Origin of the sequence: Streptomyces sp. NPDC058469, assembly GCF_042721125.1 — a bacterium.
GTDB lineage: Bacteria > Actinomycetota > Actinomycetes > Streptomycetales > Streptomycetaceae > Streptomyces.
On record NZ_JBHXME010000083.1, the window covers coordinates 1 to 24,472 of the forward strand.

The 24,472-nt window shown below is 69.0% G+C and carries 35 protein-coding genes; 10 read left to right on the top strand and 25 right to left on the bottom strand.

What is annotated here, in order from left to right:
- Positions 1–86: 86 nt before the first annotated feature.
- Positions 87–1,061 carry an asparaginase gene (locus tag ACFWP5_RS30045; protein WP_384163264.1) on the bottom strand — a complete coding sequence of 325 codons (975 nt, stop codon included), beginning with the start codon at positions 1,059–1,061 and terminating at the stop codon, positions 87–89.
- Between the two features lie 10 nt (positions 1,062–1,071).
- Positions 1,072–1,674, bottom strand: coding sequence for an aerial mycelium formation protein (locus ACFWP5_RS30050; protein ID WP_384163267.1), 603 nt, complete (start codon positions 1,672–1,674; stop codon positions 1,072–1,074).
- Between the two features lie 191 nt (positions 1,675–1,865).
- On the opposite strand from ACFWP5_RS30050, the gene dtd reads away from it, so the two are divergent.
- Complete coding sequence (gene dtd, locus ACFWP5_RS30055; RefSeq protein WP_384163270.1) at positions 1,866–2,291, top strand: D-aminoacyl-tRNA deacylase; 426 nt, start codon at positions 1,866–1,868, stop codon at positions 2,289–2,291.
- A 16-nt stretch (positions 2,292–2,307) separates the two neighbouring features.
- Here dtd and ACFWP5_RS30060 read toward each other — a convergent pair whose 3' ends face one another.
- The 6 genes from ACFWP5_RS30060 to ACFWP5_RS30085 all read right to left on the bottom strand — a co-directional run bounded on the left by ACFWP5_RS30060 (position 2,308) and on the right by ACFWP5_RS30085 (position 7,389).
- Entirely contained in the window at positions 2,308–3,273 is a 966-nt protein-coding gene (locus ACFWP5_RS30060) for a YgfZ/GcvT domain-containing protein (RefSeq protein WP_384163273.1), read from the bottom strand.
- 10 nt (positions 3,274–3,283) lie between these two features.
- Positions 3,284–3,757 (bottom strand): Fur family transcriptional regulator, encoded by a 474-nt coding sequence (locus ACFWP5_RS30065; RefSeq protein WP_384163276.1) that lies wholly within the window; start codon positions 3,755–3,757, stop codon positions 3,284–3,286.
- Between the two features lie 34 nt (positions 3,758–3,791).
- Complete coding sequence (locus ACFWP5_RS30070) at positions 3,792–4,367, bottom strand: FABP family protein (protein WP_043673101.1); 576 nt, start codon at positions 4,365–4,367, stop codon at positions 3,792–3,794.
- A 240-nt stretch (positions 4,368–4,607) separates the two neighbouring features.
- Positions 4,608–5,669 (bottom strand): hypothetical protein, encoded by a 1,062-nt coding sequence (locus ACFWP5_RS30075; RefSeq protein WP_384163280.1) that lies wholly within the window; start codon positions 5,667–5,669, stop codon positions 4,608–4,610.
- Positions 5,666–6,637: a hypothetical protein gene (locus ACFWP5_RS30080; RefSeq protein WP_384163283.1), complete on the bottom strand. Its 972-nt coding sequence runs from the start codon at positions 6,635–6,637 to the stop codon at positions 5,666–5,668. The genes ACFWP5_RS30075 and ACFWP5_RS30080 overlap by 4 nt, the downstream gene beginning before the upstream one ends.
- Positions 6,634–7,389, bottom strand: coding sequence for a hypothetical protein (locus tag ACFWP5_RS30085; RefSeq protein ID WP_384163286.1), 756 nt, complete (start codon positions 7,387–7,389; stop codon positions 6,634–6,636). Before ACFWP5_RS30085 ends, ACFWP5_RS30080 begins: the two co-directional genes overlap by 4 nt.
- A gap of 165 nt (positions 7,390–7,554) precedes the next feature.
- On the opposite strand from ACFWP5_RS30085, the gene ACFWP5_RS30090 reads away from it, so the two are divergent.
- Positions 7,555–7,917: a DsrE family protein gene (locus tag ACFWP5_RS30090; RefSeq protein ID WP_384163289.1), complete on the top strand. Its 363-nt coding sequence runs from the start codon at positions 7,555–7,557 to the stop codon at positions 7,915–7,917.
- Here the strand turns inward: ACFWP5_RS30090 and ACFWP5_RS30095 are convergent.
- Together ACFWP5_RS30095 and ACFWP5_RS30100 are read right to left on the bottom strand one after the other, a co-directional pair.
- Positions 7,911–8,183 (bottom strand): DUF397 domain-containing protein, encoded by a 273-nt coding sequence (locus tag ACFWP5_RS30095; RefSeq protein WP_384163292.1) that lies wholly within the window; start codon positions 8,181–8,183, stop codon positions 7,911–7,913. The two genes, ACFWP5_RS30090 and ACFWP5_RS30095, sit on opposite strands and share 7 nt — an antisense overlap.
- The gene (locus ACFWP5_RS30100; protein ID WP_384163295.1) at positions 8,165–9,007 is read right to left on the bottom strand and encodes a DUF5753 domain-containing protein; all 843 of its coding nucleotides are present in this window, start codon (positions 9,005–9,007) and stop codon (positions 8,165–8,167) included. Before ACFWP5_RS30100 ends, ACFWP5_RS30095 begins: the two co-directional genes overlap by 19 nt.
- A 175-nt stretch (positions 9,008–9,182) precedes the next feature.
- Here ACFWP5_RS30100 and ACFWP5_RS30105 point away from each other — a divergent pair, with 175 nt between their 5' ends.
- Positions 9,183–9,548 carry a hypothetical protein gene (locus ACFWP5_RS30105; RefSeq protein ID WP_384163298.1) on the top strand — a complete coding sequence of 122 codons (366 nt, stop codon included), beginning with the start codon at positions 9,183–9,185 and terminating at the stop codon, positions 9,546–9,548.
- On the top strand, positions 9,545–9,793 hold the full coding sequence (locus tag ACFWP5_RS30110) for a hypothetical protein (protein WP_384163301.1): 249 nt from the start codon (positions 9,545–9,547) through the stop codon (positions 9,791–9,793). The genes ACFWP5_RS30105 and ACFWP5_RS30110 overlap by 4 nt, the downstream gene beginning before the upstream one ends.
- A 166-nt stretch (positions 9,794–9,959) precedes the next feature.
- Here the strand turns inward: ACFWP5_RS30110 and ACFWP5_RS30115 are convergent, their stop codons facing one another.
- The 9 genes from ACFWP5_RS30115 to ACFWP5_RS30155 form a co-directional block, all read right to left on the bottom strand.
- Complete coding sequence (locus ACFWP5_RS30115; protein ID WP_384163304.1) at positions 9,960–10,334, bottom strand: VOC family protein; 375 nt, start codon at positions 10,332–10,334, stop codon at positions 9,960–9,962.
- Between the two features lie 29 nt (positions 10,335–10,363).
- On the bottom strand, positions 10,364–10,624 hold the full coding sequence (locus ACFWP5_RS30120; RefSeq protein WP_384163307.1) for a DUF3099 domain-containing protein: 261 nt from the start codon (positions 10,622–10,624) through the stop codon (positions 10,364–10,366).
- Between the two features lie 341 nt (positions 10,625–10,965).
- Positions 10,966–11,253, bottom strand: coding sequence for a DUF1416 domain-containing protein (locus ACFWP5_RS30125; RefSeq protein WP_266770873.1), 288 nt, complete (start codon positions 11,251–11,253; stop codon positions 10,966–10,968).
- 39 nt (positions 11,254–11,292) lie between these two features.
- Entirely contained in the window at positions 11,293–12,132 is an 840-nt protein-coding gene (locus ACFWP5_RS30130) for a sulfurtransferase (RefSeq protein ID WP_384163310.1), read from the bottom strand.
- 138 nt (positions 12,133–12,270) lie between these two features.
- A complete protein-coding gene (locus ACFWP5_RS30135; RefSeq protein ID WP_384163313.1) occupies positions 12,271–12,381 on the bottom strand; it encodes a putative leader peptide in 111 nt (36 codons plus the stop codon).
- Between the two features lie 210 nt (positions 12,382–12,591).
- Positions 12,592–13,335 (bottom strand): DUF2993 domain-containing protein, encoded by a 744-nt coding sequence (locus tag ACFWP5_RS30140; RefSeq protein ID WP_384163316.1) that lies wholly within the window; start codon positions 13,333–13,335, stop codon positions 12,592–12,594.
- A gap of 173 nt (positions 13,336–13,508) precedes the next feature.
- On the bottom strand, positions 13,509–14,672 hold the full coding sequence (locus tag ACFWP5_RS30145) for a hypothetical protein (protein ID WP_384163319.1): 1,164 nt from the start codon (positions 14,670–14,672) through the stop codon (positions 13,509–13,511).
- A 3-nt stretch (positions 14,673–14,675) separates the two neighbouring features.
- Complete coding sequence (locus ACFWP5_RS30150; RefSeq protein WP_384163323.1) at positions 14,676–14,930, bottom strand: MoaD/ThiS family protein; 255 nt, start codon at positions 14,928–14,930, stop codon at positions 14,676–14,678.
- 54 nt (positions 14,931–14,984) lie between these two features.
- The gene (locus ACFWP5_RS30155) at positions 14,985–15,887 is read right to left on the bottom strand and encodes an alpha/beta hydrolase (protein WP_384163326.1); all 903 of its coding nucleotides are present in this window, start codon (positions 15,885–15,887) and stop codon (positions 14,985–14,987) included.
- Between the two features lie 203 nt (positions 15,888–16,090).
- On the opposite strand from ACFWP5_RS30155, the gene ACFWP5_RS30160 reads away from it, so the two are divergent.
- The 6 genes from ACFWP5_RS30160 (at position 16,091) to ACFWP5_RS30185 (ending at position 22,169) form a co-directional block, all read left to right on the top strand.
- Positions 16,091–16,903, top strand: coding sequence for a winged-helix domain-containing protein (locus tag ACFWP5_RS30160; RefSeq protein ID WP_384163329.1), 813 nt, complete (start codon positions 16,091–16,093; stop codon positions 16,901–16,903).
- Between the two features lie 106 nt (positions 16,904–17,009).
- Positions 17,010–18,035 (top strand): LacI family DNA-binding transcriptional regulator, encoded by a 1,026-nt coding sequence (locus ACFWP5_RS30165; protein ID WP_384163332.1) that lies wholly within the window; start codon positions 17,010–17,012, stop codon positions 18,033–18,035.
- A gap of 249 nt (positions 18,036–18,284) precedes the next feature.
- Positions 18,285–19,559 carry a S1C family serine protease gene (locus tag ACFWP5_RS30170; protein WP_384163335.1) on the top strand — a complete coding sequence of 425 codons (1,275 nt, stop codon included), beginning with the start codon at positions 18,285–18,287 and terminating at the stop codon, positions 19,557–19,559.
- 41 nt (positions 19,560–19,600) lie between these two features.
- A complete protein-coding gene (locus ACFWP5_RS30175; protein WP_366093107.1) occupies positions 19,601–19,807 on the top strand; it encodes a hypothetical protein in 207 nt (68 codons plus the stop codon).
- Between the two features lie 164 nt (positions 19,808–19,971).
- Positions 19,972–20,709, top strand: a complete 738-nt coding sequence (locus ACFWP5_RS30180) for a response regulator transcription factor (protein WP_019064547.1) — start codon at positions 19,972–19,974, stop codon at positions 20,707–20,709.
- A gap of 62 nt (positions 20,710–20,771) precedes the next feature.
- The gene (locus ACFWP5_RS30185) at positions 20,772–22,169 is read left to right on the top strand and encodes a sensor histidine kinase (protein WP_384163412.1); all 1,398 of its coding nucleotides are present in this window, start codon (positions 20,772–20,774) and stop codon (positions 22,167–22,169) included.
- 95 nt (positions 22,170–22,264) lie between these two features.
- Here ACFWP5_RS30185 and ACFWP5_RS30190 read toward each other — a convergent pair whose 3' ends face one another.
- The 6 genes from ACFWP5_RS30190 to ACFWP5_RS30215 form a co-directional block, all read right to left on the bottom strand.
- Positions 22,265–22,663 carry a hypothetical protein gene (locus ACFWP5_RS30190; RefSeq protein WP_384163340.1) on the bottom strand — a complete coding sequence of 133 codons (399 nt, stop codon included), beginning with the start codon at positions 22,661–22,663 and terminating at the stop codon, positions 22,265–22,267.
- Positions 22,660–22,947, bottom strand: a complete 288-nt coding sequence (locus tag ACFWP5_RS30195; RefSeq protein ID WP_384163343.1) for a hypothetical protein — start codon at positions 22,945–22,947, stop codon at positions 22,660–22,662. The genes ACFWP5_RS30190 and ACFWP5_RS30195 overlap by 4 nt, the downstream gene beginning before the upstream one ends.
- Before the next feature lie 72 nt (positions 22,948–23,019).
- Entirely contained in the window at positions 23,020–23,220 is a 201-nt protein-coding gene (locus tag ACFWP5_RS30200) for a DUF397 domain-containing protein (RefSeq protein WP_384163345.1), read from the bottom strand.
- Positions 23,217–23,426, bottom strand: coding sequence for a DUF397 domain-containing protein (locus ACFWP5_RS30205; protein ID WP_384163348.1), 210 nt, complete (start codon positions 23,424–23,426; stop codon positions 23,217–23,219). Before ACFWP5_RS30205 ends, ACFWP5_RS30200 begins: the two co-directional genes overlap by 4 nt.
- Positions 23,423–23,632 (bottom strand): DUF397 domain-containing protein, encoded by a 210-nt coding sequence (locus ACFWP5_RS30210; RefSeq protein WP_384163351.1) that lies wholly within the window; start codon positions 23,630–23,632, stop codon positions 23,423–23,425. Before ACFWP5_RS30210 ends, ACFWP5_RS30205 begins: the two co-directional genes overlap by 4 nt.
- Entirely contained in the window at positions 23,616–24,455 is an 840-nt protein-coding gene (locus ACFWP5_RS30215) for a helix-turn-helix domain-containing protein (protein WP_384163353.1), read from the bottom strand. The genes ACFWP5_RS30210 and ACFWP5_RS30215 overlap by 17 nt, the downstream gene beginning before the upstream one ends.
- Positions 24,456–24,472 lie beyond the last annotated feature (17 nt).

Sequence of the window (24,472 nt, forward strand, 5' to 3'; positions counted from 1 at the left end):
CCGCCCAGCCCCCGCGGGGCCGCCCCTTTACGGCGGCGCGCGGACCCCCGACACTGGCAATGAAGCGAGTGGCCCAACCCTCGCCTCTAAAACACCGCCCGAATCTCTCCCACTTCACGCCCCCCGCCCAGCACAGCCGCCTTCCCCAGCCGCTCCCCCGCCGGCACCCCCATCAATTCCAACGCCCGCCCCAGCACAGGCCCCAACGCCCGCCCCGCCCCGTCCTCCACCTTGAACGCAAGCGCCCGCCCGTCCGGAAGGGCAACCGCCTGGACCGCCTCCGCACCCATCTTCGACAACAGGCCCGGTACCGCGCGCATCAGGTGGGTGTCAGGCCGCCGCGTGCCGGCGACGTACTCGGGGTGAGCCCGCATCGCGTCAGCGACCCTGCGTTCAGCCGAACCCGGCTCCGCCAGAACGAAGGAACGGTACGCACGCGCCAGGCCCGTCAGGCTGATCGCCAGCAACGGGGCACCGCAGCCGTCCGTACCCACAGCCGCGACCCGCTCCCCCGCCGATTCGTCCACAACCCTGTGGATAAGTTTTTGCAACGGATGCCCGGGGTCCAGGTACGACTCCAGCGGCCACCCCCGCAGCAGCGACGCCGCCAACATCGCCGTGTGCTTGCCGGAACAGTTCATGGCGATCCGGTCACGTACGGCACCCGACGCCAGGTACGTCTCCTGCTCGACCGGGTCCAGCGGAAGGTCCGGCGGGCACTGCAACTGCCCTGCGTCCAGGCCGTGTTCGGCGAGCAGGCGTCGTACGAGATCTCGGTGGAAGAGTTCGCCGGAGTGGCTCGCGGCGGCGATCGCGAGGCGTTCGCCGGTGAGGTCCAGGCCCGCGCGCAGGACTCCCGCCGCTTGCATCGGCTTGTTGGAGGAGCGAGGGAAGACGGGGGTCGTCACATCACCCAGCGCCCATTCCACCGAACCGTCCGCTGCCAGGACCACCAAGCTTCCCCTGTGCCGACTCTCCACGAAGCCGGAACGGACGACCTCCGCAAGCACCGGAGGAGGCGTATCAAAAGCTCCCGCAAACCCTGCATCCTCAGTCGTCACGCCGGGCCCCTCACATCAGCAGGTCGTCCACCTGTGCCTCTCCCTCACGGTACCTGCGGGCGATCTCCGCGCTGCAGCCGTCGGCCGTGTGCTGGAGGAGCTGACGGCGGCGGGACACCTGCTGTTCGTACCGTACGAGGCGGCCCATCGCGGTGGTCAGTTCCAGGTCGGTGCGCGCTTCCAGGTCGGACAGTTCGACCTCGGCGAGCATCTCGGCGGCCAGCAGCCGGTACTCCTCGCTGTGCGGGGTGCCCAGCGTGACGTGCCGGGCCGACGAGCGGTGCCGGGCGGGTGCGTCGGTCAGGATCTCCGACAGCCGGTCGACGACGGAGGCCGCGCCCGCCGGGGAACGCCGGGCCAGTTCGGCGCGCAGGATGTCGATCCGGCCCTGGAGGAGCCGTCGTACGTAACTCAGGTCGGCCTCGTCCCGCTGGGCGTCGCGGCGCAGCGCGCGCAGCTCCGGGAGCCGTAGCGCGGTCAGGGCCGGTGCGGGCGGTTCGGCGGGCAGCAGCGGGCTGTCGACGCGCTGCGCGGGCGGACGGCGCGTGGCCGGTCCTCCCGCGCGGATCAGCGAGACAGGCCCGGGGGGCTGCCCGGTACTCGGTGTGCTCATGTGCCTCTACCGTCCCTCGACCGGCGTGTGGACAGCATCGTGCCACCCCAAGTGGCCGCTATGTGACCGAGTGCCCCCGAACGGCCCCAGATGGGGGGTTAAGGATCAAAAATAGGCCCTCCTACGACCCTCTTACGGCTCTCCTACGGCCCCCTCCGAGCCGTTCCCGCCCGCACGGCATCATGGAACCCATGCGAGCAGTGGTGCAGAGGGTGGACGGCGCGAGCGTCGTCGTGGAGGGCGAGACGGTCGGGGCGATCGAGGGCGAGGGACTCTGCGTCCTCGTCGGCGTCACCCACGAGGACACCAAGGAGAAGGCGGCCCAACTGGCCCGCAAACTCTGGTCGATCCGCATGCTGCACGACGAGAAGTCGTGCAGCGACATCGACGCCCCGCTCCTCGTCATCAGCCAGTTCACGCTCTACGGCGACGCCCGCAAGGGCCGCCGCCCCACCTGGAACGCCGCCGCCCCCGGCGACATCGCGGAGCCACTCGTCGACGAGGTCGTCTCCCAACTCCGCGCCCTGGGCGCCACGGTGGCCACGGGCCGCTTCGGCGCCCAGATGCGCGTCTCGCTCACGAACGACGGCCCGTTCACCGTAGTAGTCGACCTCTAAGGTCCTCTCGAAAGCCCTACGGCTCCACGACGACTTCCTGGGCCGCCGCCGTCGTATCGGCCAGCAGCGGCGCGTCCAGCGGCACGTTCCGCTTCACCAACGCGAGGGCGATCGGGCCGAGTTCGTGGTGGCGTACGGACGTCGTGATGAAGCCGATCTTCCGGCCCTCCGCGCCCTCCTCCGCGAGCCTCAACTCCGTGCCGTGGCCCGGGAGATGGACCTCGCTGCCGTCGAGGTGGAGGAAGACGAGGCGGCGCGGGGGCTTGCCGAGGTTCTCGACGCGGGCGACGGTCTCCTGGCCGCGGTAGCAGCCCTTCTGGAGATGGACCGCCGTGCCGATCCAGCCCAGCTCGTGCGGGATGGTGCGGTGGTCGGTCTCGAAGCCGAGGCGGGGGCGGTGGTGCTCGACGCGCAGCGCCTCGTAGGCCAGAATCCCGGCCGGCGGGCCGGACTTCTCGGCGTACGACTCCAGGTCCTCGCGCGGGAGGAAGAGATCACGGCCGTACGGCGTCTCGCGTACGACGGCGCCGGCCGGGACCTCGGCGATGGAACCGGCGGGGACGTACACCACCGCGAACTCGCTTGTGCGGTCGGTGACTTCGACGCGGTAGAAGAACTTCATCGACTCCAGGTAGGCGATGAGCGCCTCCTGGGTGTCCGGTTCGGTGTGCATCCACACCGTGGTGCCGTCGTCGACGAGGTACAGGGCGTGCTCGATGTGGCCGTGCGCGGAGAGGATCAGCGCCTCGGTGGCCACGCCGGTGGGCAGGTCGCTGACGTGCTGGGTGAGCAGGAGGTGCAGCCAGCTCAGCCGGTCGTCACCGGTGACGGCGACGACCCCGCGGTGCGAGAGGTCCACGAAACCGGTGCCGTCGGCGAGGGTGCGCTGCTCACGGAACAGGTCGCCGTAGTGGGCGGCGACGCCTTCGTCCACTCCTTCGGCGGAGACGGCGCCGGGCAGGGACAACAGGGGGCTCTTCATACCGGTAAGCCTACGACTCGGTAGTTGAAGACTCAGCTGAAGTCTTACCGGTCGCGTTCTCGCGGGCTTTTGCGCAGTCCTTGCAGCGGCCGAAGATCGCGAAGTGCTTCATGTCCGTCTCGAAGCCGAAGGTGTCCCGCAGCTTGGCCCGGAACTCGGCGGCCACCTCGACATCGGCCTCGATGACGTTCGTGCAGTCACGGCAGACGAGGTGGATGTGGTGGTGCCGGTCGGCGAGGTGGTACGTCGGCGCCCCGTGCCCCAGGTGCGCGTGACTGACCAGCTGGAGCTCTTCGAGGAGCTCCAGGGTCCGGTACACCGTGGAGATGTTGACCCCCGACGCCGTCTTCCTCACTTCCACGAGGATGTCGTCGGGGGTCGCGTGCTCAAGGGTGTCCACGGCTTCGAGCACAAGCTGCCGCTGCGGGGTCAGCCGGTAGCCGCGCTGCCGCAGATCGGTCTTCCAGTCAGTGCCTGGGTCCATGCCTTGGGTGCTCACCACACCTCAGAGTCTAGGACTACTTGAAGAAAGCGATCCCGTCGTCCGGCATGTCGTCCGGGAGGGCCTTCGCCCAGCGTTCGACGTCGTCCGGGGTGACGATCTTCTTCAGGTGGGCGGACATGTAGGGGCGGAGTTCGACCTCGGGGGTCTGCTTCTCGCCGACCCACATGAGGTCGCTCTTGACGTAGCCGTAGAGGCGCTTGCCGCCGGTGTAGGGGCCGGAGGCGGCGGTGCGGGCGACGGCGTCCGTGACCAGGTCGATCTGGGGCTTCTGCTTGGCCAGCTCGCCGTACCAGATCTCGACCACGCCGTCGTCGCGGGTCATCGTGACCTCGACCTTGCGGTCGGCGTCGATGCGCCAGAAGCCGGACTCGGTCTCCAGGGGGCGGACCTTGTTGCCGTCGTTGTCCAGGACCCAGGTGTGGGAGCGGTACTCCAGGAAGTCACGGCCGTCGTGACTGAAGGTGACCTCCTGGCCGAAGTTGCACTTCTCGGAGCCCGGGAAGTCGTGCACGCCCGCGCCGGCCCAGTCGCCGAGCAGGAAGACGAGGGGGACCAGGTCCTTGTGGAGGTCGGACGGGATCTCGATCATGACGTCAGCAGTTCCTCGGTGGGGGTCAGCGCTGGCCCTGGTACAGCTTCTTCACGCTCAGTCCGGCGAAGGCGAGGACGCCGACGCAGACCAGGACCAGCAGGGTTTCGAAGAAGATCTCCACGGGTGCTCCTCGGATGAGCTTGGGTGAGCGTGGTGCGGTACTTGCGTACACAGGGCCGGGGCCCAGCTTACGCGGCTGGGCCCCGGTGCTCACGGTGAGGTACGGCAGTCGGTGGTTCAGCCGAGCAGCTGGCTCTGGAGCGTCACCGTCTGCTCGAACGGGACGGCCTTCGCCGCTCCCTTGCGGGACTGCACGACCAGCGCGAGGGTGTCGCCGGCCGAGAGGTAGGCCTGGCGCACGTCCTCGGCGCCGTACGGCTTGTCCTCGGTGTACGCCGAGGACTTGACGTTCCCGGCGAGGATCTCGGTCTTGACGGCGTCGTCGTAGCTGGTCTCCGGGGCGCCGGTCAGGGCGTAGACCGGGCTGTCGTACGAGATGAGACCCGGCGAGAACAGTTCGTCCGCGGCGATCGCGGTGTCGAACTGGAGCAGGTAGATCCGGGTGTGCGTGCCGTCCAGTGTGGTCCAGCCGCGGGACGTGATGTGGCGGAGGCCGTCGTCGGTCAGTTTCTGGCCGAGTTCCTTGCGGTCGTCCGCGTCCGCGTACTGCGCGAGGAACGTCTTCGTCGGCAGCCAGCCGTCCGTGCCGCGCAACGACGCGTCGGCCTTCGCGCCCTTCGGCGCCGGCAGGAGCAGTGCGCGTTGGTCCGCGTAGTGGGCGTTCGTCTTGTTGGCCGCGGCGAACGGGCCCGGGCTGCCGGAGGGCAGGGGCGGCCTGGTGATCTCCGGGTAGTCCCAGCGCCCGTCCGACGCGGTCGCGAGACCGGGTACGTCGGTCCGTTTCATCTGCGTGATGCCGTACGCCGTTCCCGCCCCGGCCGCCGCGAACACCACGACGGCCGCGGTCCAGCGGAGGGCCGCGCGCAGGACCCGGCGATCCTTGCGGACCGGGGCTTGCGGCGCGGCTTCCGGCTCGGGCACCAGCGGGGGTGCTTCCGGCATGGGCGGGACCACGGCCGGGGCCTCGGCCGGGACCTCCGCCGGAGCCGCCACCGGAGTCACGGCCGGAGCCTCCGCCGAGGTCTCCGCCGGAGCCGCCACCGGGACCGCCGCCGAGGTCCCGGCTGGAGCCGCCGCCGGGACCGCCGCCGAGGTCTCGGCTGGAGTCGCCACCGGAACCGCCGCCGAGGTCTCGGCTGGAGTCGCCGCCGAGGTCTCGGCCTCTTGCTGCTCGGTCATACCGCTTCCCCCGTCGTCTTGATGCGGCCGAGCTGATCGCCCAGGAACGAGGCGATCTCCTTCGTGTCCATCGCCTTGGTCCCGGACGCGTTGATCGTGATCATGACGTCGCCCTCGGACGCGAAGCAGAGCATGTCGCTGAGCTTCTCCCCGGCCTCGTTCTTCGACAGGAAGCACTTCGCGTCCTTGTGGCCCGGGACGGTGGGCCCCTTTCGGAACACGGTCACCGTGTCCAGGAGTTCGTTCTCGTACGTGGCGAGGCTCCGTGCGGCCTTCTCGTCCATCTGGACCAGCTGGACCTCGACGGTGTAAGCGCTGATGTCCTCGGCGGCGGGATAGAGGTAGCTGCGCATGGCCATGCCCTTGATCTGCTCCCGGTCGATCTGCTTCTCCAGCAGGAGCCGCTGGGAGCGGGGCAGGCCGCTGAACTCCCCCTTGCGCAGGGCGGTGGCCTCGCGCCCGGTCAGCTCGGCGTCGTTCCCGAACTCGGCGATGTCCGGACCGCGGACGTACCCATGGGCGGTGTACGGCTGGAGCACGCCACTCAGCCCCTTGGCCGGCGCCGCCTTCCGCTCCGCCGCGTCCTTGGGGAACTTCCAGGTGGGGGCGCCCGCGTCCCGGTCGGCACCGTTCACGGTCACCACGGTGTAACCGACCCCGCCGACGACAGCGAGGGCCAGCAGGACACAGCCGGCGACTGCGGCGACACGGCCACGGCGGACGGGCTTCTTGGGGGCCTGGGGCTCGGGCACGGCTTCAGGCGCGGGCGCAGCGATGGCCTCGGGCACGGCTTCGGCTTCGGCTTCGGGCTCGGGCTCGGGCTCGGGCTCGGGCACGGCTTCGGGCACGGCTTCGGGCACGGGCGCAGCCACGGGCACGGGCGCAGCCTCGGGCGTGACCGGATTCGTGGGCTCCGCGGACTGCACCGGCTCCGCCTGTCCGGCCTCGTCGGACTGGTTCTCGGTCACAGCCGCTCCATCTGCTGCTCTGCCAGATCCATGATCTTCTTCTTCGGGATCGGCTTCGTGTCGTAGATCCAGATCTCCAAGGCGACGTCGCCGCGCCAGGCGTGGGCCTCGGCGCTGTACTCGCCGTCCGAGGCGCCGTGGACGTACGCCATTCCGTCGCCCGTGCCGGGGATGGCCCAGCTGCTGGTGTGAGACTTGCGCTCGGCCCAGTAGAAGGAGTCGGTGGCGGTGTCGGAGGCCCCGAGGCCGACCTCCTGGCGGTATTGCTCCAGGAGGACCTCGACGTCGCGCGTACCCTCGCGCCACTGAGTGACGGCGGCGCGCCGGAACTCCTTCTCGACCTGGTAGCCGAAGGCATCGTCCGGCGTCGTGAACATCTCGGCGTATTCGGCCAGGTCCAGCCAGCCGTCATTGCCCAGGGGGTAGGTGGCCGCCCGCGCCCCGCTCGGTTTCTTGAGCAGGAGCTTGCGCAGGTCGCCGTCGACCTTGACCTGACGGTCCTGGGCGGCGGACAGGGGCTCTGGAGCCGGGCCCTTCGCCTGCGTGAGCGTGGGCTGCGAGAGCGAGGGCAGCTTGTCGGGCGCGCGGTCGGCCTGGACGAGAAAACCCGTGCAGGTACCGGCGACGACACCGAGCACGGCGGCGACGGCGATCAGGAGAGTGGTACGGCCGCGGCGGCGCGGGCGGGCCTCGGACACGGGCTCAGGATCGAACGCGGTCTCGGGCTCGGGCTCGGACACGGTCTCGGACACGGGCTCGGTTACCTCTTCGGTTACCTCTCCCGGTCTGTCTTCAGGTGTTTCTTCGGGTACTTCCAAAACGTCCCCCACAGAACGTGACGTGTGCATTCCATATGTGCGCACAGAAGACCCACAGCTATTGCGGGGAGTTGTAAGGGAGTTGATTACGATTCGGTCATGTCGAAGAAGCTCGTGATCAAGGTGACGGCAGGGGCCGACGCTCCCGAACGCTGCTCACAGGCGTTCACGGTGGCTGCGGTCGCCGTTGCCAGCGGGGTGGACGTCTCGCTGTGGCTGACCGGGGAGTCCGCGTGGTTCGCGCTGCCGGGCCGCGCCGCCGAGTTCCAACTCCCGCACGCCGCACCGCTGCCGGACCTGATCGACTCGATCCTGGCAGCGGGCCGCGTCACGTTGTGCACGCAGTGCGCTGCCCGGCGGGACATCTCCGAGAAGGATGTCATCGAGGGCGTACGGATCGCCGGGGCGCAGGTGTTCGTACAGGAGGCGATGGCTGACAGTACGCAGGCGCTCGTCTACTGAGTCTTGACCGAGCCGACGAACTCCGCCCAGGCGTCGACGCCGAAGACGAGGGTGCCGTGGGCGGGGTTCTTGCTGTCACGGACGGGGACGAGGGGGAGGTTGTCGGCGAACTCAAGGCACTCGCCGCCGTCGGTGTTGCTGTAGCTGCTCTTGCGCCAGTCGGCGGCGCTCAGCAAGTCGTCGGAGACTTCGATGCAGTTGCCGCCGTCGGTGTTGCTGTAACTGCTCTTCCGCCATGTGACGTTGCTCAGGTCGATGACTCGCACGGCACTTCCTCCAACATCCGCAGGACGAACGATCGCGACTCCGCCGGGGACATCGCAAGGTCGCGTACCGCATCATATGCACGTTGCAGGCGCTCAACCCGTTCGGTTTCCTCGATCAGTTCGCCACGCACATCGTTCTCTGTGTAAGCCACGGTACGACCGTCGGGCAGCCTCAGGAACATGGTGTCGGTGTTCGTCAGACCGTGGACTCCACTGCCGAACGGCAGGACGTGGGGCGTGATGTTCGGGTGCTCCGCCACCTCAGCCAGGAACCCCAACTGCTGACGCCATGCTTGCTTGTCGCGCATCCCCATGCGCAGCACCGCTTCGGAGATGATGGCGCGGAACGGCGGTGCGTCCTCGCCCTCCAGCAACTTCCGTCGCCGCACGCGCGCTTCAACCTGCTGCTCCAGTTCCTCGCCCTTGGCGCCACCCGCCGCGAGCGCCTCGCGCACATACCCGTCCGTCTGGAGCAGACCTGGCGGCGCGCTTACGGAGTACTGCCACAACCCCAGAGCCTCGGCCTCCAACGCCATATACCGCCGGTACTGCTCCTTGAACTGCCTCGGGTCACCAACTGCCAACTCCCACAAGGTGAGTAGCAGCGGGGCCGTCCCATAGAACTGGTCCAGCGCCTGTACGACCTCGGGCCCACCCAGCGTGCCCCCTCGCTCCATCTTGCCGAACAGCGACGAGTCCCACCCGACCCCCTTCGACAAGTCCCGCAGGCTCAGGCCCCGTTCACGCCTCAACCGCCGCAACTCCTCGGCAAACCGCTTCCTGGGCTCATGGCTTCGTTCCGTGACCACCAGCCGTTGCGGCATCGCGACCTCCTGTGGAATTTGTGGAATTTGGAGCGCCAGACGCGGAAGTTGAGCCCGTTGGCGCTGCGTTCGCCTCCGACCTGGGCCATCCTCGTAACACCCAGGAATGCACAGAGTAGTCCAACTGTCGCATTCTGTATGTAAGTTGCACAAAAAGGAAGAGGAGGAGGCGCCGATGGAACCCGGAACGCTGCTCTACGACCCCGCGACCAACACGGTCGGCGAGTACCAGGACAAGGCAGGGCCCTACGCGCTGTTGCGCCCCGTCGGCGGCGGGCGCGAGTGGCAGGCCGACCCCGAGTCGTTGCGACCGGCGACGGACCAGGAGCGCATGAGCGCCGGGGTCCGCGCGGCGAACTACCGCGCGCGGACCGACGCCCCGTTCCTGGTCGCCGTCCCGCCGCAGCCGGCCCCCGGTTGCGCGGGGTGCGCGGAACTGGCCGAACTCCGGGCCGCCGCACGCACGGCACATGACCACAGCGCCGAGACCGACGCGAACGTACTGCTCCGCAAACACCGGAGTGAGGCCCACCCCGCATGAACCGTCCGCGCCCTCACCAGCTGATCCAGGTACCCCCGGTCCAGGCGGTACCGCCGCCGCTCATGCCCGCGCCCTTGCCCGTCGTACGACAGCAGGAGCCACCACCACTCGTGCCCGCGCCCGCACCCGCCCGCCGCCGACGGTTCCGGGCACCCCGGGCCCTGCGCGAGGACGCCTTCTGGACCGGGGCGCTCACGGCGATGTGCATCGGCGGACTGCTGATGGCGATCATCGCTACGACCTGACCACCAATGCCGGGTCTTCGAAGTCGGGCGCTGCACGGGGCCGCTCGGCGCCAGGGAGCGAGTCCCGGAAATGTGACACTCGACCCAGAAGTGTCACATTTCCGCGGAGAGGGTCCGCTCCGGCGGGAACGGACAAAGGGCCGCACCGCTCACGTTCGAAGACCCCCTATGTCTGTCGCCACAAACAGAACGGGTGTCCCGCCGGGTCGAAGAAGACCCGTACGTGATCCTGGGGCTGGTAGTCGGCGAGCGTGGCCCCCTCCGCCACCGCCCTCGCCGTCTCGGTCTCCAGGTCGTCGACCTCGATGTCGAGGTGCAGCATCATCTGCTGCTCGCCGGGCTTGCGGGTGGGCCACACCGGCGGGACGTACTCCGGCTCGGTCTGGAAGGAGAGACCGGTGCCTCCCCCGGGCGGCACGATGACCAGCCAGTCGGGTTCGTCCTCCCGCACCACGTACCCGAGCAGTCGGCAGTAGAAGTCGGCCAGCTCGTGCGCGTCAGGCGCGTCGAACACCACGGTGGTCAAGGTCGTAGGAGACATGCCCGCCCTGTACCCGCTTTCCGCGTTGCCTACTGGCGGCGCTTCTTGCCGTCCAGTTCGTCCCACCAGTCGTCGGACTTGGGATCGCCGGACGGGTCGTCCCACCAGCGGTCGTCGGGGCCGCGCCGGTTGGCGACCATGGCGGCGACCGGCGGGATCAGCATCGCGACCACGCACATCCCCACGGCCGCGGGCACCGACCAGATCCGCACGACTCCCCAGGCCAGGACGAACAGCCCGATACAGATGCCCATCATGACGAAGTACACGCGACGGCGACGTGCCAGCATGCTTCCAGGGTAGGCCTGGGCACGCCAAAGGGCCGCATCCGGAAAGGTGTGGCCCCAGCAGCGCCAACGCGTCAAGGAAGGGCCACGTGTCGACGGCGGGCGTAGACACCTCCAGCGTCGGCCCGCATCAAAGCCACTTCACAGACGCAGGCCCACCGGCGCCGACGGCCGGAGGCCGGCGCAGCGCTCCGCAGCCTGCGAAGCAGTGCAAGGAGCGCATCAAGAAGAGGCCACGCGACGGCGACGTGCCAGCATGCTTCAAGCGTAGGCCCGGGCACGCCAAAGGGCCGCACCGAAAGAGGTGCGGCCCTTCAGACCGTGCACGTGCTGCCGGACGGCGATCAGACGGCGATCGCCACCTCCGCCAGGCCGCCCGTCTGGGCGACCACCGTGCGGTCGGCGGTGGCGCCCGGAACGAGGGCGCGGACGGTCCAGGTGCCTTCGGCCGCGTAGAAGCGGAACTGGCCCGTGGCGGAGGTCGGGACCTCCGCGGTGAACTCGCCGGTCGAGTCCAGGAGCCGGACGTAGCCCGTCACCGGCTCGCCGTCGCGGGTCACCTGGCCCTGGATGGTGGTCTCACCGGGCTTGATCGTCGAGGCGTCGGGGCCGCCGGCCTTCGCTCCACACATGTCTTGGTTTCCTTCAGGTCGCAGCGGTTGTGCGGTTGCTTACTTGTTGGCGCCGAGCTCGATCGGGACGCCGACCAGGGAGCCGTACTCGGTCCAGGAGCCGTCGTAGTTCTTGACGTTCTCGACACCGAGCAGCTCGTGCAGCACGAACCAGGTCAGGGCCGAGCGCTCGCCGATACGGCAGTACGCGATGGTGTCCTTCGCCAGGTCGACCTGCTCGTCGACGTAGAGCTCCTTGAGCTCGTCGTCCGACTTGAAGGTGCCGTCGTCGTTGGCGTTCTTCGACCACGGGATGTTGCGGGCGGACGGGACGTGGCCCGGACGCTGCGACTGCTCCTGCGGAAGGTGCGCCGGCGCGAGCAGCTTGCCGCTGAACTCGTCGGGCGACCGGACGTCGACCAGGTTCTGCGCACCGATGGCCGCCACGACGTCGTCGCGGAACGCACGGATCGCCTTGTTCTGCGGCTTCGCCTTGTAGTCGGTGGTGGGGCGCGAGGGAACTTCCTCGACCAGCTCGCGGGCGTCCAGCTCCCACTTCTTGCGGCCACCGTCGAGGAGCTTGACGTTGTCGTGGCCGTAGAGCTTGAAGTACCAGTAGGCGTACGAGGCGAACCAGTTGTTGTTGCCGCCGTAGAGGATCACCAGCGTGTCGTTGCCGATGCCCTTGCCGGACAGGAGCTTCTCGAAGCCCTCCTGGTCGACGAAGTCACGGCGTACCGGGTCCTGGAGGTCCTTCGTCCAGTCGATCCGGATCGCGTTCTTGATGTGGTTCTTCTCGTACGCGGACGTGTCCTCGTCGACCTCGACGATCGCCACGGTCGGGTTGTCGAGGTTGGCCTCGACCCAGTCGGCGTCGACCAGGACGTCACTGCGGCTCATGCTTTTCTCCTCCGGGGCAGTTACGGCGGTGCGGTGCGTGAGAGAGGGGTGCGCGCTCGCGTCCGGTTCGATTCCGAGGGCAGCGCGCGGGTGCCCCTGATCAGGGGCACGGGGGAAGGCGGAAGTCTGCGCTTCCGCTCAGAAAGTGCGACAGAGCATGGCGGCGACGCGGCACAGGTCCACTGCCCGCCGCTTCGTGAGGTCGTCCGCCTGGCCCCTCGGCCGAAGGGCGCTCCATGTGCACTGCATAGGGTCGATCGTAGGGACGGATCGCGGGGCATGTCACCGGTGTGTCGTATTTTGAGACGCGATCGTCCGCGATGTGAGACAAGAAAGCCACCGGAGGCCCTACGACAGGGATTCCGGGCCCTCGAAGCCGTTAATTCCCCTGCCGCACGGACGCGGGCGTCTCGCCCCTCGGACACCCGCCGTCCACCCGGAACGGCACCGCCCGTCGTCCTACCCGGCCAGCCTGACGTTCGAACCCTTCACCTTGATGTCCACACCGCTCTTCGCGGCCTGCACACTGTCCAGCTTCACGCCGCCAGGCAGCTGGTCGAGCGTCTGCTGGAAGTCGGTGATCGAGCGGATACGGGAGTCGGCGAGGTCCACGACCAGCTTGGGCAGGTTGTCGGCGTGCACCTTGACCGTGTTGCCCTCGACGCTGACCGTGCTGAGCACCGGGTACGTCGTCGTCCCGATCCCGGAGACCGTGACCTTCATGTCGGCCTTGATCTTGCCGTCGCCGCCGTCCGAGAGGCTGACGATCTGGGCCGTGACGCCGGTGAAGACGTCCGTCGGCGCCGACTTGGCGGCCTTGAGCAGCTGGTCGTAGGAGATGCTCGCGGTGCCCGTCGCGGTGGCCGCCGTGGCGGTGCTGTAGTCGCCGGAGAACTTGACGTCCTTCATATCGGCCTTGAGATCGTCGATCCGGATCGTGGTCGCGCCGGTGCCGCTCGTGTTGCCGGTCGGGGCCTCGTAGTCCGCGACGCCGAGTTCCACGTCGTCCAGCTCACCGGAGGCGACCTGGGTGAGGAAGGGGAAGCCCTTGATGGAGACGTCGGGGGTGCTGGCCAGGTTCTCGCTGGTCTTCACCTTGGACGCCGCCTCCTGCTCCGCGAAGTGGACCGCGACCCGGTCCACGATCACGAACAGGGCCCCCAGAATCACCACGACGATCAGAAGTATTCGTAGCCCACGCATGTACGGAGATCCCCACCTGGTGGTCGTCGACGAAAGCGGTACAACGACCTGGTGGCCGCCGAGCGCGAGAGTAGTCCTGCCAGACGCGTGTACCGGGAAATTGTCGATCACCTGTGACAGTGCTCTCAACTACCGTCTACACGACTAACTACCGCCTACGACACGGCACTTGGCTACACCAGCGCCCGTCCCAGCACGTACACCGCCGGGGCCGCCGCGGCGAGCGGCAGAGCCACACCGGCCGTGAAGTGGACGAAGCGGGACGGGTAGTCGTAGCTCGACACACGGTGACCGATGAGGGCACAGACCCCCGCGCCCGCGCCGAGGAACGCGCCCTTCGCGCCGAGGCCCGTCATCCCGCCGACGGCGATGCCCGCACCGGCGGCGGCGAGGAGGGAGACGACGACGGACGCCACGGTCGGCAGCGGAAGCGCGCGGGCCAACACGGCTACCGCGACCGCGGCCGCGCCGACCGTCACCGCGTCCGGGTCGGCCGCCAGGTGGCCGGTCGCGACGATGGCCAGGGCCGCCGAGGCGACCGTCGCCATCAGGCTCTGGATGCGGGTGTCCGGGTCGGCGTGCGAGCGCAGCTGCATGACGAGGGAGAGCAGGACCCAGACACCCAGGGTGCCGAGGATCGCGGCGGGACCGTTCTCCCGCCCGGCCGCGAGCAGTGCCACGTCCGCGACGAGCGCGCCCGCGAAGGCCAGCGCGATGCCCTGCCGCGCGGGCCACATCCCGTTCAGCCGGAACCAGCCCGCGGCCGTCACCGCCTGAAGAACGACGAGCGGCACGACGAGGGCGTACGACCCGACCTGCGCGGTGACCGCGAGCAGCAGCCCCAGCACGGCGGTGAGCGCGGCGGGCTGCATCCCCGGTTCGATGATCGGCGAACGCCCCTCCAGCCGGGCCCGCTGGGCGTCGGTGATGCGGGCGTTGCCGACGAGGGAGGGAGGGCCGTAGCCCTCTGCGGCGGAGGGAGCCACAGGGGCGGGGGCCACCGGTGCCTGCACCTCGGGTCCGGGCGGCTGGGCGTACGCCTGGGCCTGCGCGTAGGGGTCGTAGCCCTGGGGCGCCTGCTGGTTCTGCGGCGGCAGGTACGCGGCGTCCGGGGCGGCGGGCGCGGGCGGCATGGTCTGGTGGACCTGCGTGTCCCAGGTCTGGCCCTGCCACTGCTGGGTGTACTGCTGGTCGGCCTGCGGGTCGTCGTACGACTGCTGCTGGTGACCGGGCCACGCCTGCGCCTGCGCTTGGGCCTGTGCCTGTGCTTGCGGCTGCTGTTGCTGCGCGTAGGGGTCGTAGTTCTCGTCGTAGCCCTCATACGGCTGGTTGCTCATCGCTCATCCTCCTGCGAACGGCGGGAGCACCTCGACCGTGCCGCCCTCGGCCAGCCGTACCGTCTCATGTCCGCGGGTGCCCACGGGGTCACCGTCGACGAGGAACGAGCATCGCAGCAGTACGCGGGCGAGTTCCCCGGGGTGTCGCTCGCGGACGGCGGTGAGGGCGTCGGCGAGGGTGGCCGCGTCGTACGGCTCCTCGGCGATGCCGGCCGCGGCCTTCGCGGCGGCCCAGTAGCGCACCGTGACCTTTGGCATGTGCTCGCTTCCTCGGTAGACCGGTGTCGACGGACAGGCGTCAACACCGTCAGGCTAACTGTCCTGTGAACTGCCCCAGCGCCCGATGCGGGCCAGCAGGTCGTCCGCGGAGGCGTGTTCGGCGTGGCCCATGCCCGGCTCCAGCCAGAGTTCGGCGTGGTCACCGGCGGCGTCGGCCAGCATGCGGGGGTGGTCGACGGGGAAGTAGCCGTCGCGGTCGCCGTGCACGATGAGGAGGGGCGTCGGCGCGATGCGCGGGACCGCCTCGACCGGGGAGAGCGGGACCGGGTCCCAATCCCGGTTGTGGATACGGGTGTTGAGGCCGTAGCGGCCGACCAGACGGCCCTCGGGGCGGGTCACCAGCCAGTGCAGCTTGCGCATGGGAGCCGTGCCCCGGTAGTACCAACGGGCCGGCGCACTCACGGAAACCACCGCGTCCGTGTGCGCTTCCGTGCGCCCCTCGCGCCCCGAACCCCCGGAATCACCCGGTGAACTTTCGGAACGACCCGGTCCGTACAGCGCCGCGTGCCGCAGCACCACCGAACCGCCCATCGAGAAGCCGACGGTGACCACGCGCGCGTGCCCCTGTTCGCGCGCCCAGGCGACCGCCGCCGCCAGATCGAGCACCTCGCGGTCGCCGACGGTGGACCGTCCGCCGGAGGCGCCGTGCCCCCGGAAGGAGAAGGTGACCACGGCCCCGTACTGGGCGAACGCCTCGGCCACCCGTCGTATGTGCGGCTTGTCCACGTCGCCCGTGAAACCGTGCGCCACGACGAACACCGGGTCACCGGAAGGTGACCGGGGGGCGTCGTATACGGCCGCCCCCGGTTCGTATACGGAATCGATCGTCACCCCGTCGTCGGTGTGCAGAAACGTCCGCAAAGGTGTGCGTCTGATCGTCTCAGAGTTCGGACGAACGGTGGAACGTGCCACATGACCTGCCGAACCAGTGCTCATGTGGGCTATTCTGCTGGGCAGAGGACTCGGGCAGCGAAGCCCCCGGGTCCTTTTGTGCTTCCGGGAGCGTTGTATACGAAGCGGGAAACCGCGGGAAACCACAGGTGGACGCCGGTGATACAGGGCCCCCGGGATCACAGAGCATCGCCGCAATGCCGCAGTGCCGCAAACGTCCTCGCAGGGACCGAGGAGGAACCAGACGTATGAGTTCTCTGCTGCTCCTGACCAATGCCCTCCAGCCGTCGACGGAGGTGCTTCCGGCCCTTGGCCTGCTGCTGCACAACGTGCGCGTGGCTCCGGCCGAAGGCCCCGCCCTCGTCGACACCCCAGGTGCCGACGTCATCCTGATCGACGGCCGCCGCGACCTGCCTCAGGTGCGCAGCCTGTGTCAGCTGCTCCGGTCCACCGGTCCGGGCTGTCCGCTCATCCTCGTCGTCACCGAGGGCGGCCTCGCGGCCGTCACCGCCGACTGGGGCATCGACGACGTGCTGCTCGACACGGCCGGCCCGGCCGAGGTCGAGGCGCGACTGCGCCTGGCCATGGGCCGCCAGCAGATCGTCAACGACGACTCCCCCATGGAGATCCGCAACGGCGATCTCTCCGTGGACGAGGCGACGTACTCCGCCAAGCTCAAGGGCCGGGTCCTCGACCTGACCTTCAAGGAGTTCGAGCTCCTCAAGTACCTCGCACAGCACCCGGGCCGCGTCTTCACGCGCGCACAGCTGCTGCAGGAGGTCTGGGGCTACGACTACTTCGGCGGTACGCGGACGGTCGACGTCCACGTACGGCGCCTGCGCGCGAAGCTCGGAGTCGAGCACGAGTCGCTGATCGGGACCGTCCGGAACGTCGGTTATCGATTCGTGACCCCGGAGAAGGGCGACCGGGGCGGCGACGAGGCCAAGCTCAAGGCAAGCGCTGCCATCGCCGACGCAAAGCCGGAGGATGCGGACGGTACGGCCGATTCGGCCGCCCTGGACGCCGCCGAGATCCCGGCCGAGCTCCGGGCCGAGGCGTAACCGTATCCGGGCAGGGCGTCGCTTCCGCACAGAGAAGCTGTGGAGAAGCTCAGAGAAGCTTCGAAACGCCCTGCCCAGAGCGGGTCCATCCGCGTAGACTCCGCGCGTGGCCAAGGTGACTCGGGATGATGTGGCGCGGCTGGCGGGTACTTCGACCGCCGTTGTCAGCTATGTCATCAACAACGGACCCCGGCCGGTTGCCCCGGCCACGCGCGAGCGTGTCCTCGCCGCGATCAAGGAGCTGGGGTACCGACCCGACCGGGTGGCCCAGGCCATGGCGTCGCGGCGTACGGACCTCATAGGCCTGATCGTGCCGGACGCGCGCCAGCCCTTCTTCGGGGAGATGGCGCACGCGGTGGAACAGGCCGCGTCCGAGCGCGGAAAGATGGTGCTGGTCGGCAACTCCGACTACGTGGGCGAGCGCGAGGTGCACTACCTGCGCGCGTTCCTCGGGATGCGGGTCTCCGGCCTGATCCTCGTCAGCCACGCGCTGAACGACAACGCCGCCGCGGAGATCGAGGCATGGGACGCCCGGGTCGTCCTCCTGCACGAGCGCCCCGAGGCGATCGACGACGTCGCCGTCGTCACAGACGACCTGGGCGGCGCCCAGGTCGCCGTACGCCATCTCCTTGAGCACGGCTACGAATACGTCGCCTGTATGGGCGGTACGGCGGAGACGCCGTCCGTCGGTGACCCGGTCTCCGACCACGTCGAGGGCTGGCGGCGCGCGATGACCGAGGCCGGCCTGCCGACCGAGGACCGCCTCTTCGAGGCGCCGTACAACCGCTACGACGCCTACCAGGTCGCCCTGGGGATCCTGGCCGGACCCCGGCGGCCCCCGGCGATCTTCTGCTCCACCGACGACCAGGCGATCGGCCTGCTGCGGGCCGCGCGCGAGCTGCGCATCGACGTGCCGCGCGAGCTGGGTGTCATCGGCTTCGACGACATCAAGGAAGCGGCCCTGGCCGACCCGAAGCTGACGACGATCGCTTCGGACCGCCCGGCGATGGCCCGCGCGGCCGTGGACCTCGTCCTCGACGACGGCCTGCGGGTGGCGGGGTCGCGGCGCGAGCGGCTGAAGGTGTTCCCGTCGCGGCTGGTGATCCGGCAGTCCTGCGGCTGCGAAGGCTGAGGTCCTGCGGCTGCGAAGGCTGACGTCCTTCGGCTGCGAGACCTGACTCCACCCGTCCCGGCCCACCCGTCCTGGCCCAGTCTCCGTGGCTCAGCCGTCCTGACCCCACCTGTCCCGGAGGTCACCGGGTTCGCCGGAATCCCCGAATTTCCGGGGCTCCGGCGTCTTTATATCGGGCATACGAGGTTCTGTCGGGCTTCTCAGCGGGGACTCAGGTACCTCTCATGATCGCGCGACAGGCTCTGTTCCATGACCGAGAGCTTCCGCCGCAGCGGCGAGTACGAGACCCCCCAGGGCGACCAGCCGCAGGCGTACCCCCAGCAGCAGCACGTCTCTTCTCCCGTGAACCCGGAGTGGCCGCCCCCGCCGGCCTACCAGCCGGTGCCGGAGTCTCAGCCGGTGCAGCAGGCTCAGCCCGTCCAGCAGACGCAGCAGCCGGCTGCCGCCGGGTGGCCGGACAGTACTCCCGCCCCCTCGCCCGCCCCGCAGGCCGCCTTCGGCGCCGACGGCGGAGCGTACGGCGGCGGTGACGGCTACGGCGCCGGTGACGGCGGGGCTCTCGCCGCTGACGCCGGCAGCGGTCACGGTGGCGGCGGCGACACGGCTCTCCTCACCCACGTCCAGGCCGAGGCGCCCAAGCCCAAGAAGCGCACCCGGGGTCCGCTCGCGCTGCTCGCCGCCGTGGCGATCGTCGCCGCGGCCGTCGGCGGCGGCACGGCGTACGCCTTCCAGGAGCTGACCGGCAAGGACACCGTCGCCACCTCCAGCACCACCACGGCCGTCGTGCCCTCCAGCAAGAAGGGCGACGTCGCCACGATCGCCGCGACCGTCAGCCCGAGCGTGGTCGAGGTCGAGGCCACCCTCAGCAACGGCTCGTCGACCGGTGCCGGCGTGATCATCACCACCGACGGCCAGATCGTCACCAACAACCACGTCATCTCCGGCGCCTCGTCCATCAAGGTCAAGACGAGCGACGGCAAGTCGTACACCGCGAAGGTCGTCGGCACCGACAGCAAGAAGGACCTCGCGCTCCTCCAGTTGTCGAACGCCTCCGGTCTGAAGGCGGCCACCCTCGGCAACTCCGCCGGCGTCCAGATCGGCGACACGGTTGTCGCGATCGGCTCCCCCGAGGGTCTGACCGGCACGGTCACCAGCGGCATCGTCTCCGCCCTGAACCGTGACGTGACCGTCTCGACGGACGAGAGCCAGAGCCAGGGTTCCGGCGGCGAGGGCCAGTGGCCGTTCCAGTTCGGCGGCCAGCAGTTCAACGGCGACACCGGTTCGTCCACGACGACGTACAAGGCGATCCAGACGGACGCGTCCCTCAACCCCGGCAACTCCGGCGGCGCCCTGATCGACGCGAACGGCAACATCATCGGCATCAACTCCGCGATGTACTCGTCCAGTTCGAACTCCTCGTCCTCGTCGACCGAGGCCGGAAGCATCGGCATCGGCTTCGCCATCCCGATCAACACCGTCAAGTCCGACCTGGCGTCACTGCGGGCGGGCGGCTCCGACAGCTAGGCAACGCGCCACACGAACCAAGTCCACGTAGGGAGTACGTCATGATCAAGCAGGTTTCGCACACGGTGACCGACACCGGAGCGGCCGGTCTCGGCCTGGCCCTCGGGGTGGCGTACGAACTGCACGCGCCGGCGGCGCGGGCGCCGGAAGTGGCGCCCGTCCCCGAGCTGATGGGCCTGCGCACCAGCGCGGCCCGCACGCACCACCGCAAGGTGCCGCTGAACCGCCTCCAGACGATGCGAGGCTGATCTCGCCAGGAGATCTCGCCAGGAGTCTCACTTCGAGGCGAGGCCGATCTCACCCTTTTTCTCACTTCCTCCCCTCTTCACGCACCGGCCGGGAAACATGCGAGGCTGATTGCGACCAGCCGATCGTTGTCCCCCCGTCCCACCGCACCCGAGGAATCCAGCCCATGAGCCCCGCCGAAGGCGACCGTGACACCCAGCGCATCCTGATCGTCGACGACGAGCCGGCGGTGCGCGAAGCACTCCAGCGCAGCCTCGCGTTCGAGGGGTACGACACCGAGGTCGCCGTCGACGGCGCGGACGCGCTGGAGAAGGCGACCGCGTACCAGCCCGACCTGGTCGTCCTCGACATCCAGATGCCGCGCATGGACGGCCTGACGGCGGCCCGCCGGATGCGGGGTGCCGGCACGACGACCCCGATCCTGATGCTCACGGCCCGCGACACGGTCGGCGACCGGGTCACCGGCCTCGACGCGGGCGCGGACGACTACCTGGTCAAGCCCTTCGAACTCGACGAACTCTTCGCGCGGGTACGGGCGTTGCTGCGCCGCAGCTCCTACGCGGCGGCGGCCGCGGCCGGGAACGCCCCCGAGGACGACTCCCTGACCTTCGCCGACCTCCGCATGGACCTCGCGACCCGCGAGGTCACCCGGAACGGACGCCAAGTCGAGCTGACCCGCACCGAGTTCACGTTGTTGGAGATGTTCCTGGCGCATCCCCGCCAGGTCCTGACCCGCGAGCAGATCCTGAAGGCGGTGTGGGGCTTCGACTTCGAGCCGTCGTCCAACTCCCTTGATGTGTATGTGATGTACCTGCGCCGCAAGACGGAGGCCGGGGGCGAGCCTCGGCTTGTGCACACGGTTCGGGGCGTGGGGTATGTCCTTCGACAGGGTGGGGCGGAGTGAAGAACGTCCTCAACCGGTTCCTGCACCGGTTCCGGACACTGCCGATCCGGTCACGGCTGGCGATGCTGGTCGCGGCGGCGGTGGCGTTCGGGGTGGCGGCGGTATCGGTGACCTGTTGGTTCATCGTGCAGGGGAAGTTGTACGAGCAGTTGAACGCCGACCTGACAAGGGGAATGCGAGCGCCTGGGGACCAGATCCTCGTCGCGCTCAACGACTGCACCGAGACCACGCAGGGTGGCGACTCCCTGTTCCGGAACAACTATTCACAGGTGGTCAAGGAGGACGGAACCATCTGCGTCCTCCAGGGCTCCAGCGGCAAGGTCAAGGTCAGCCAGAGCGACAAGGACGAGATCAAGACCGGGGACACCACCAAGCTCTACTTCCGCAACGGCACCGACGGGGACGGCACCGAGGTGCGCGTCGTGGTCAAACCGCTGGGCGCCACCACCGTCGGCGGCCAGGTCGGCCCCAACGTCGGGCTGGTCATCGCGGTTCCCCTCAAGAGCACCCAGAACACCCTCAACGACCTCGCGCTGATCCTCCTCCTCGTGTCCGGCGTCGGAGTCATCGGCGCTGGAGCCGCCGGTCTGGCGGTCGCCCGCGCCGGCCTCCGACCCGTCGACAAGCTCACCGAAGCCGTAGAACACGTCGCCCGCACCGAGGACTTGGCGATCCGCATCCCCGTGGACGAGGACAGTGACGACGAGATCGCCCGTCTCTCCCGCTCGTTCAACTCGATGACGACCTCCCTCGCCAACTCCCGCGAGCTGCAACAGCAACTCATCGCGGACGCCGGTCACGAACTCCGTACCCCCCTCACCTCCCTCCGTACGAACGTCGAACTCCTCACCCGCAGCGAGGAGACCGGCCGCCCGATCCCCCCGGCGGACCGCAAGGCGCTGCTCGCCTCGGTGAAGGCGCAGATGACCGAACTGGCGTCCCTGATCGGCGACTTGCAGGAGTTGTCCCGCTCGGAGGGCCAGCGGGGTGAGCGCGTCCAGGTGGTCTCGCTCCAGGACACCGTCGAAGCGGCCCTGCGCCGAGCCCGCCTGCGCGGACCGGAGTTGACGATCACGGCGGACGTACAGCCGTGGTTCGTGCAGTCGGAGCCGTCTGCCTTGGAACGCGCGGTCGTCAACATCCTCGACAACGCGGTGAAGTTCAGCCCCGAGGGCGGCACGGTCGAGGTGCAGCTCACGCACGGTGTCCTCACCGTCCGGGACCACGGTCCCGGCATCCCCGCCGATGAACTCCCGCACGTCTTCGACCGGTTCTGGCGTTCGCCGTCAGCCCGCGCCCTCCCCGGTTCCGGCCTGGGCCTGTCCATCGTCGCCCGCACGGTCGAGCAGGCCGGCGGCGAGGTGACCCTGGCGCACGCGCCGGGTGGGGGGACGGTGGCGACGGTACGGATTCCGGGGACGCCCACGGCTCCGCCGCCGGAAGGCTCCGCCCCCCAGTAGGCGAGCTGAAAAGTGTGACACTTCGGCGGGAAGTGTCACACTTCGCGGGGGAGGGGTCAGCGCCGGGAACGGAGATCCGCCCGTCGCATTCGGCCTCAGCGGAAGCCGAGCATTCCGGGGGAGTCGATGTCGACTGCCAGGAAGCCCGGCGGGTAGTCCTCCTCGCGGCCAGTCAGGATGATGGACATGCCACCCGACTCCAGGTGCGGTGTGGCCACGTAGATGACCTGGCAGGTATCCGAGCCTCCCCATCCATCACGCACCATGCCGCCCACCGTCACGGCCGCTGTCTGGCCGAGGGGGTCGATGTGAATCCCCGGCAACGCGAGGAGCCGGGTTCCGACACCCTCGTCACTCTCCTCGGCGCGCATGAGACAGAGAGCGGGAATGTGGAGCAAGTCACCAGGAGTGCGCGCGACGTTGTCCGCCAGTCGGTGCAGGGCCTCGTGCCCGTGGGCGAGTGCGAGGGTCGCGCTGGTGTCGAGAAGGATCACGCGGATCGCTTCCGGGAAGAACGCATCTTCTCGGCGGCCATCGCGTAGATGTTGGCCAGGACATCCGGTCCGTTGTCGAAGTCCTCGTCGCTGAGCGTGCAGCCCATGCGCTCACGCAGCACCTTGCGCGTGGCGGCCACCCGCTCCGCGATCTGCTCAGCCGTCGGCTGCTCGGCGGCCAGTTGCTCGACGAGTTGCCCCAAGGTCACGCCTCGGTCCTTGGCCACCTGGGCGAGATGGTCCCGGGCCTGTCGGGACACCTGGATGGTCGTGTTCTCCGCCATGGCCCCACCATAGTCCTGGCATAGCAGCTCCGGGCCCCGTTCTCCCCCAGGCTCACCCGTCGGCGTTCTCCCTCACCACCCCTTGACCAGCTCCACGAACGCCAGCCAGGACCCGGCCGAGAACACCAGCGGGCGGCTCGATGAGGTCTTGCTGTCCCGGACGGGGACGAGGCCGGTGTAGCCGTCGGCGACCTCGACGCAGTTCGTGCCACCCCCGTCGCTGTAGGACGACTTGCGCCAAGCAGCGGCGCTGAGGCCCAGGGTGGATTTCATGCGCCCTCCTGGCCTCGGACCGACTCCACGAACGTGAGCCAGGACCCGGCCGAGAAGACCAGCGGGCGGCCCGACGGGGTCTTGCTGTCCCGGACGGGCACGAGACCGGTGTAGCCGTCGGCGACCTCGACGCAGTCGTTGGCTCCACCTTGGCTGTAGCTCGACTTGCGCCAGGCGGCTGTGCTGAGGTCGGGGGTGGATTTCACGCGCCCCCCTGGCCGCGGACCGACTCCACGAACGTGAGCCAGGAGCCGGCCGAGAACACCAGCGGGCGGCCCGACGGGGTCTTGCTGTCCCGGACGGGCACGAGACCGGTGTAGCCGTCGGCGACCTCGACGCAGTCGTTGGCTCCCCCCTCGCTATAGCTCGACTTGCGCCAAGCAGCGGTACTGAGGTCAGGGGTGTGCGTCATGACGTCGGTGCTCCTTCAGTACGGCCCGGATGAACGCCAGCGAGTCCAGCGGGGGCAGTGCCAGGTCGCGAAGACGATCGTAGGACAGTCGGCGTCGCAGGACATCGTCCGGATCGTCGTCCAACTGACTGCAACCGTTGCCTTCTTTGTAGGCAACAGCGCTTCCGTTCGTCTGCCAGAGGAGCGTCAGCGACCCTGTCATGTGGTGATGAACACCCGCCGAGAACGGGAGCACTTGGAGAGTCACGTTGGGCAGCATCGCGACGGCCTCGATCTGAAGCAGTTGGTCGCCCCACGTCTCAGGACGGGCAGCGGGCCGCCTGAACGCCACCTCGTCCATGATGATCCGGACATCGGGTGCGGGTTTCTGGCGTAGCACGTACTGCCGTCCCAGCCGTGCCGCCACCTGTTCCTCGACCATTTCATCGGCGTCTGCTGTTGTCTGGCTCCCAGACAACACCTCGCGAGCGAAGTCCTCTGTCTGCAGGAGACCCGGCACCGCAGGTGTAAACACCCTCATCACCCGCGCCGTCGCCTCCAACTCCATGAACCGCTTGTACTGGTCCTTGAACGCGTCGAGCCGAGCCGCCTTCCAGTGGCTGACCAGCAGCTCACCGGCCTCGTAATAGACGTCCAGGTCCTCCATGACCGTCACCTTGGACAGCCGCTCCCCCGACTCCAGCCGGCTCAGGTAGCTCTTGTCGTAGCCGGTGTCCTCGGCCAGTTGCCCGAGGGACTTCCCCGCCTTCTCCCGCAGATACCGGAGCGTCCGTCCCAGTACCGCGCGCCCCGACTCGCCCTCCGCGGCAACCTGTTCGGTCACTTCACCCCTCCCCGTTG

What these genes read in the sequence shown, in the direction of transcription:
- ACFWP5_RS30050 (WP_384163267.1), bottom strand. Translation starts at nt 1,674, where the DNA reads ATGAGCACACCGAGTACCGGGCAGCCCCCCGGGCCTGTCTCGCTGATC.
- dtd (WP_384163270.1), top strand. Translation starts at nt 1,866, where the DNA reads ATGCGAGCAGTGGTGCAGAGGGTGGACGGCGCGAGCGTCGTCGTGGAG.
- ACFWP5_RS30060 (WP_384163273.1), bottom strand. Translation starts at nt 3,273, where the DNA reads ATGAAGAGCCCCCTGTTGTCCCTGCCCGGCGCCGTCTCCGCCGAAGGA.
- ACFWP5_RS30065 (WP_384163276.1), bottom strand. Translation starts at nt 3,757, where the DNA reads ATGGACCCAGGCACTGACTGGAAGACCGATCTGCGGCAGCGCGGCTAC.
- ACFWP5_RS30070 (WP_043673101.1), bottom strand. Translation starts at nt 4,367, where the DNA reads ATGATCGAGATCCCGTCCGACCTCCACAAGGACCTGGTCCCCCTCGTC.
- ACFWP5_RS30075 (WP_384163280.1), bottom strand. Translation starts at nt 5,669, where the DNA reads ATGACCGAGCAGCAAGAGGCCGAGACCTCGGCGGCGACTCCAGCCGAG.
- ACFWP5_RS30090 (WP_384163289.1), top strand. Translation starts at nt 7,555, where the DNA reads ATGTCGAAGAAGCTCGTGATCAAGGTGACGGCAGGGGCCGACGCTCCC.
- ACFWP5_RS30100 (WP_384163295.1), bottom strand. Translation starts at nt 9,007, where the DNA reads ATGCCGCAACGGCTGGTGGTCACGGAACGAAGCCATGAGCCCAGGAAG.
- ACFWP5_RS30105 (WP_384163298.1), top strand. Translation starts at nt 9,183, where the DNA reads ATGGAACCCGGAACGCTGCTCTACGACCCCGCGACCAACACGGTCGGC.
- ACFWP5_RS30110 (WP_384163301.1), top strand. Translation starts at nt 9,545, where the DNA reads ATGAACCGTCCGCGCCCTCACCAGCTGATCCAGGTACCCCCGGTCCAG.
- ACFWP5_RS30115 (WP_384163304.1), bottom strand. Translation starts at nt 10,334, where the DNA reads ATGTCTCCTACGACCTTGACCACCGTGGTGTTCGACGCGCCTGACGCG.
- ACFWP5_RS30120 (WP_384163307.1), bottom strand. Translation starts at nt 10,624, where the DNA reads ATGCTGGCACGTCGCCGTCGCGTGTACTTCGTCATGATGGGCATCTGT.
- ACFWP5_RS30125 (WP_266770873.1), bottom strand. Translation starts at nt 11,253, where the DNA reads ATGTGTGGAGCGAAGGCCGGCGGCCCCGACGCCTCGACGATCAAGCCC.
- ACFWP5_RS30130 (WP_384163310.1), bottom strand. Translation starts at nt 12,132, where the DNA reads ATGAGCCGCAGTGACGTCCTGGTCGACGCCGACTGGGTCGAGGCCAAC.
- ACFWP5_RS30135 (WP_384163313.1), bottom strand. Translation starts at nt 12,381, where the DNA reads ATGCAGTGCACATGGAGCGCCCTTCGGCCGAGGGGCCAGGCGGACGAC.
- ACFWP5_RS30140 (WP_384163316.1), bottom strand. Translation starts at nt 13,335, where the DNA reads ATGCGTGGGCTACGAATACTTCTGATCGTCGTGGTGATTCTGGGGGCC.
- ACFWP5_RS30145 (WP_384163319.1), bottom strand. Translation starts at nt 14,672, where the DNA reads ATGAGCAACCAGCCGTATGAGGGCTACGACGAGAACTACGACCCCTAC.
- ACFWP5_RS30150 (WP_384163323.1), bottom strand. Translation starts at nt 14,930, where the DNA reads ATGCCAAAGGTCACGGTGCGCTACTGGGCCGCCGCGAAGGCCGCGGCC.
- ACFWP5_RS30155 (WP_384163326.1), bottom strand. Translation starts at nt 15,887, where the DNA reads ATGAGCACTGGTTCGGCAGGTCATGTGGCACGTTCCACCGTTCGTCCG.
- ACFWP5_RS30160 (WP_384163329.1), top strand. Translation starts at nt 16,091, where the DNA reads ATGAGTTCTCTGCTGCTCCTGACCAATGCCCTCCAGCCGTCGACGGAG.
- ACFWP5_RS30170 (WP_384163335.1), top strand. Translation starts at nt 18,285, where the DNA reads ATGACCGAGAGCTTCCGCCGCAGCGGCGAGTACGAGACCCCCCAGGGC.
- ACFWP5_RS30175 (WP_366093107.1), top strand. Translation starts at nt 19,601, where the DNA reads ATGATCAAGCAGGTTTCGCACACGGTGACCGACACCGGAGCGGCCGGT.
- ACFWP5_RS30180 (WP_019064547.1), top strand. Translation starts at nt 19,972, where the DNA reads ATGAGCCCCGCCGAAGGCGACCGTGACACCCAGCGCATCCTGATCGTC.
- ACFWP5_RS30185 (WP_384163412.1), top strand. Translation starts at nt 20,772, where the DNA reads ATGCTGGTCGCGGCGGCGGTGGCGTTCGGGGTGGCGGCGGTATCGGTG.
- ACFWP5_RS30195 (WP_384163343.1), bottom strand. Translation starts at nt 22,947, where the DNA reads ATGGCGGAGAACACGACCATCCAGGTGTCCCGACAGGCCCGGGACCAT.
- ACFWP5_RS30200 (WP_384163345.1), bottom strand. Translation starts at nt 23,220, where the DNA reads ATGAAATCCACCCTGGGCCTCAGCGCCGCTGCTTGGCGCAAGTCGTCC.
- ACFWP5_RS30210 (WP_384163351.1), bottom strand. Translation starts at nt 23,632, where the DNA reads ATGACGCACACCCCTGACCTCAGTACCGCTGCTTGGCGCAAGTCGAGC.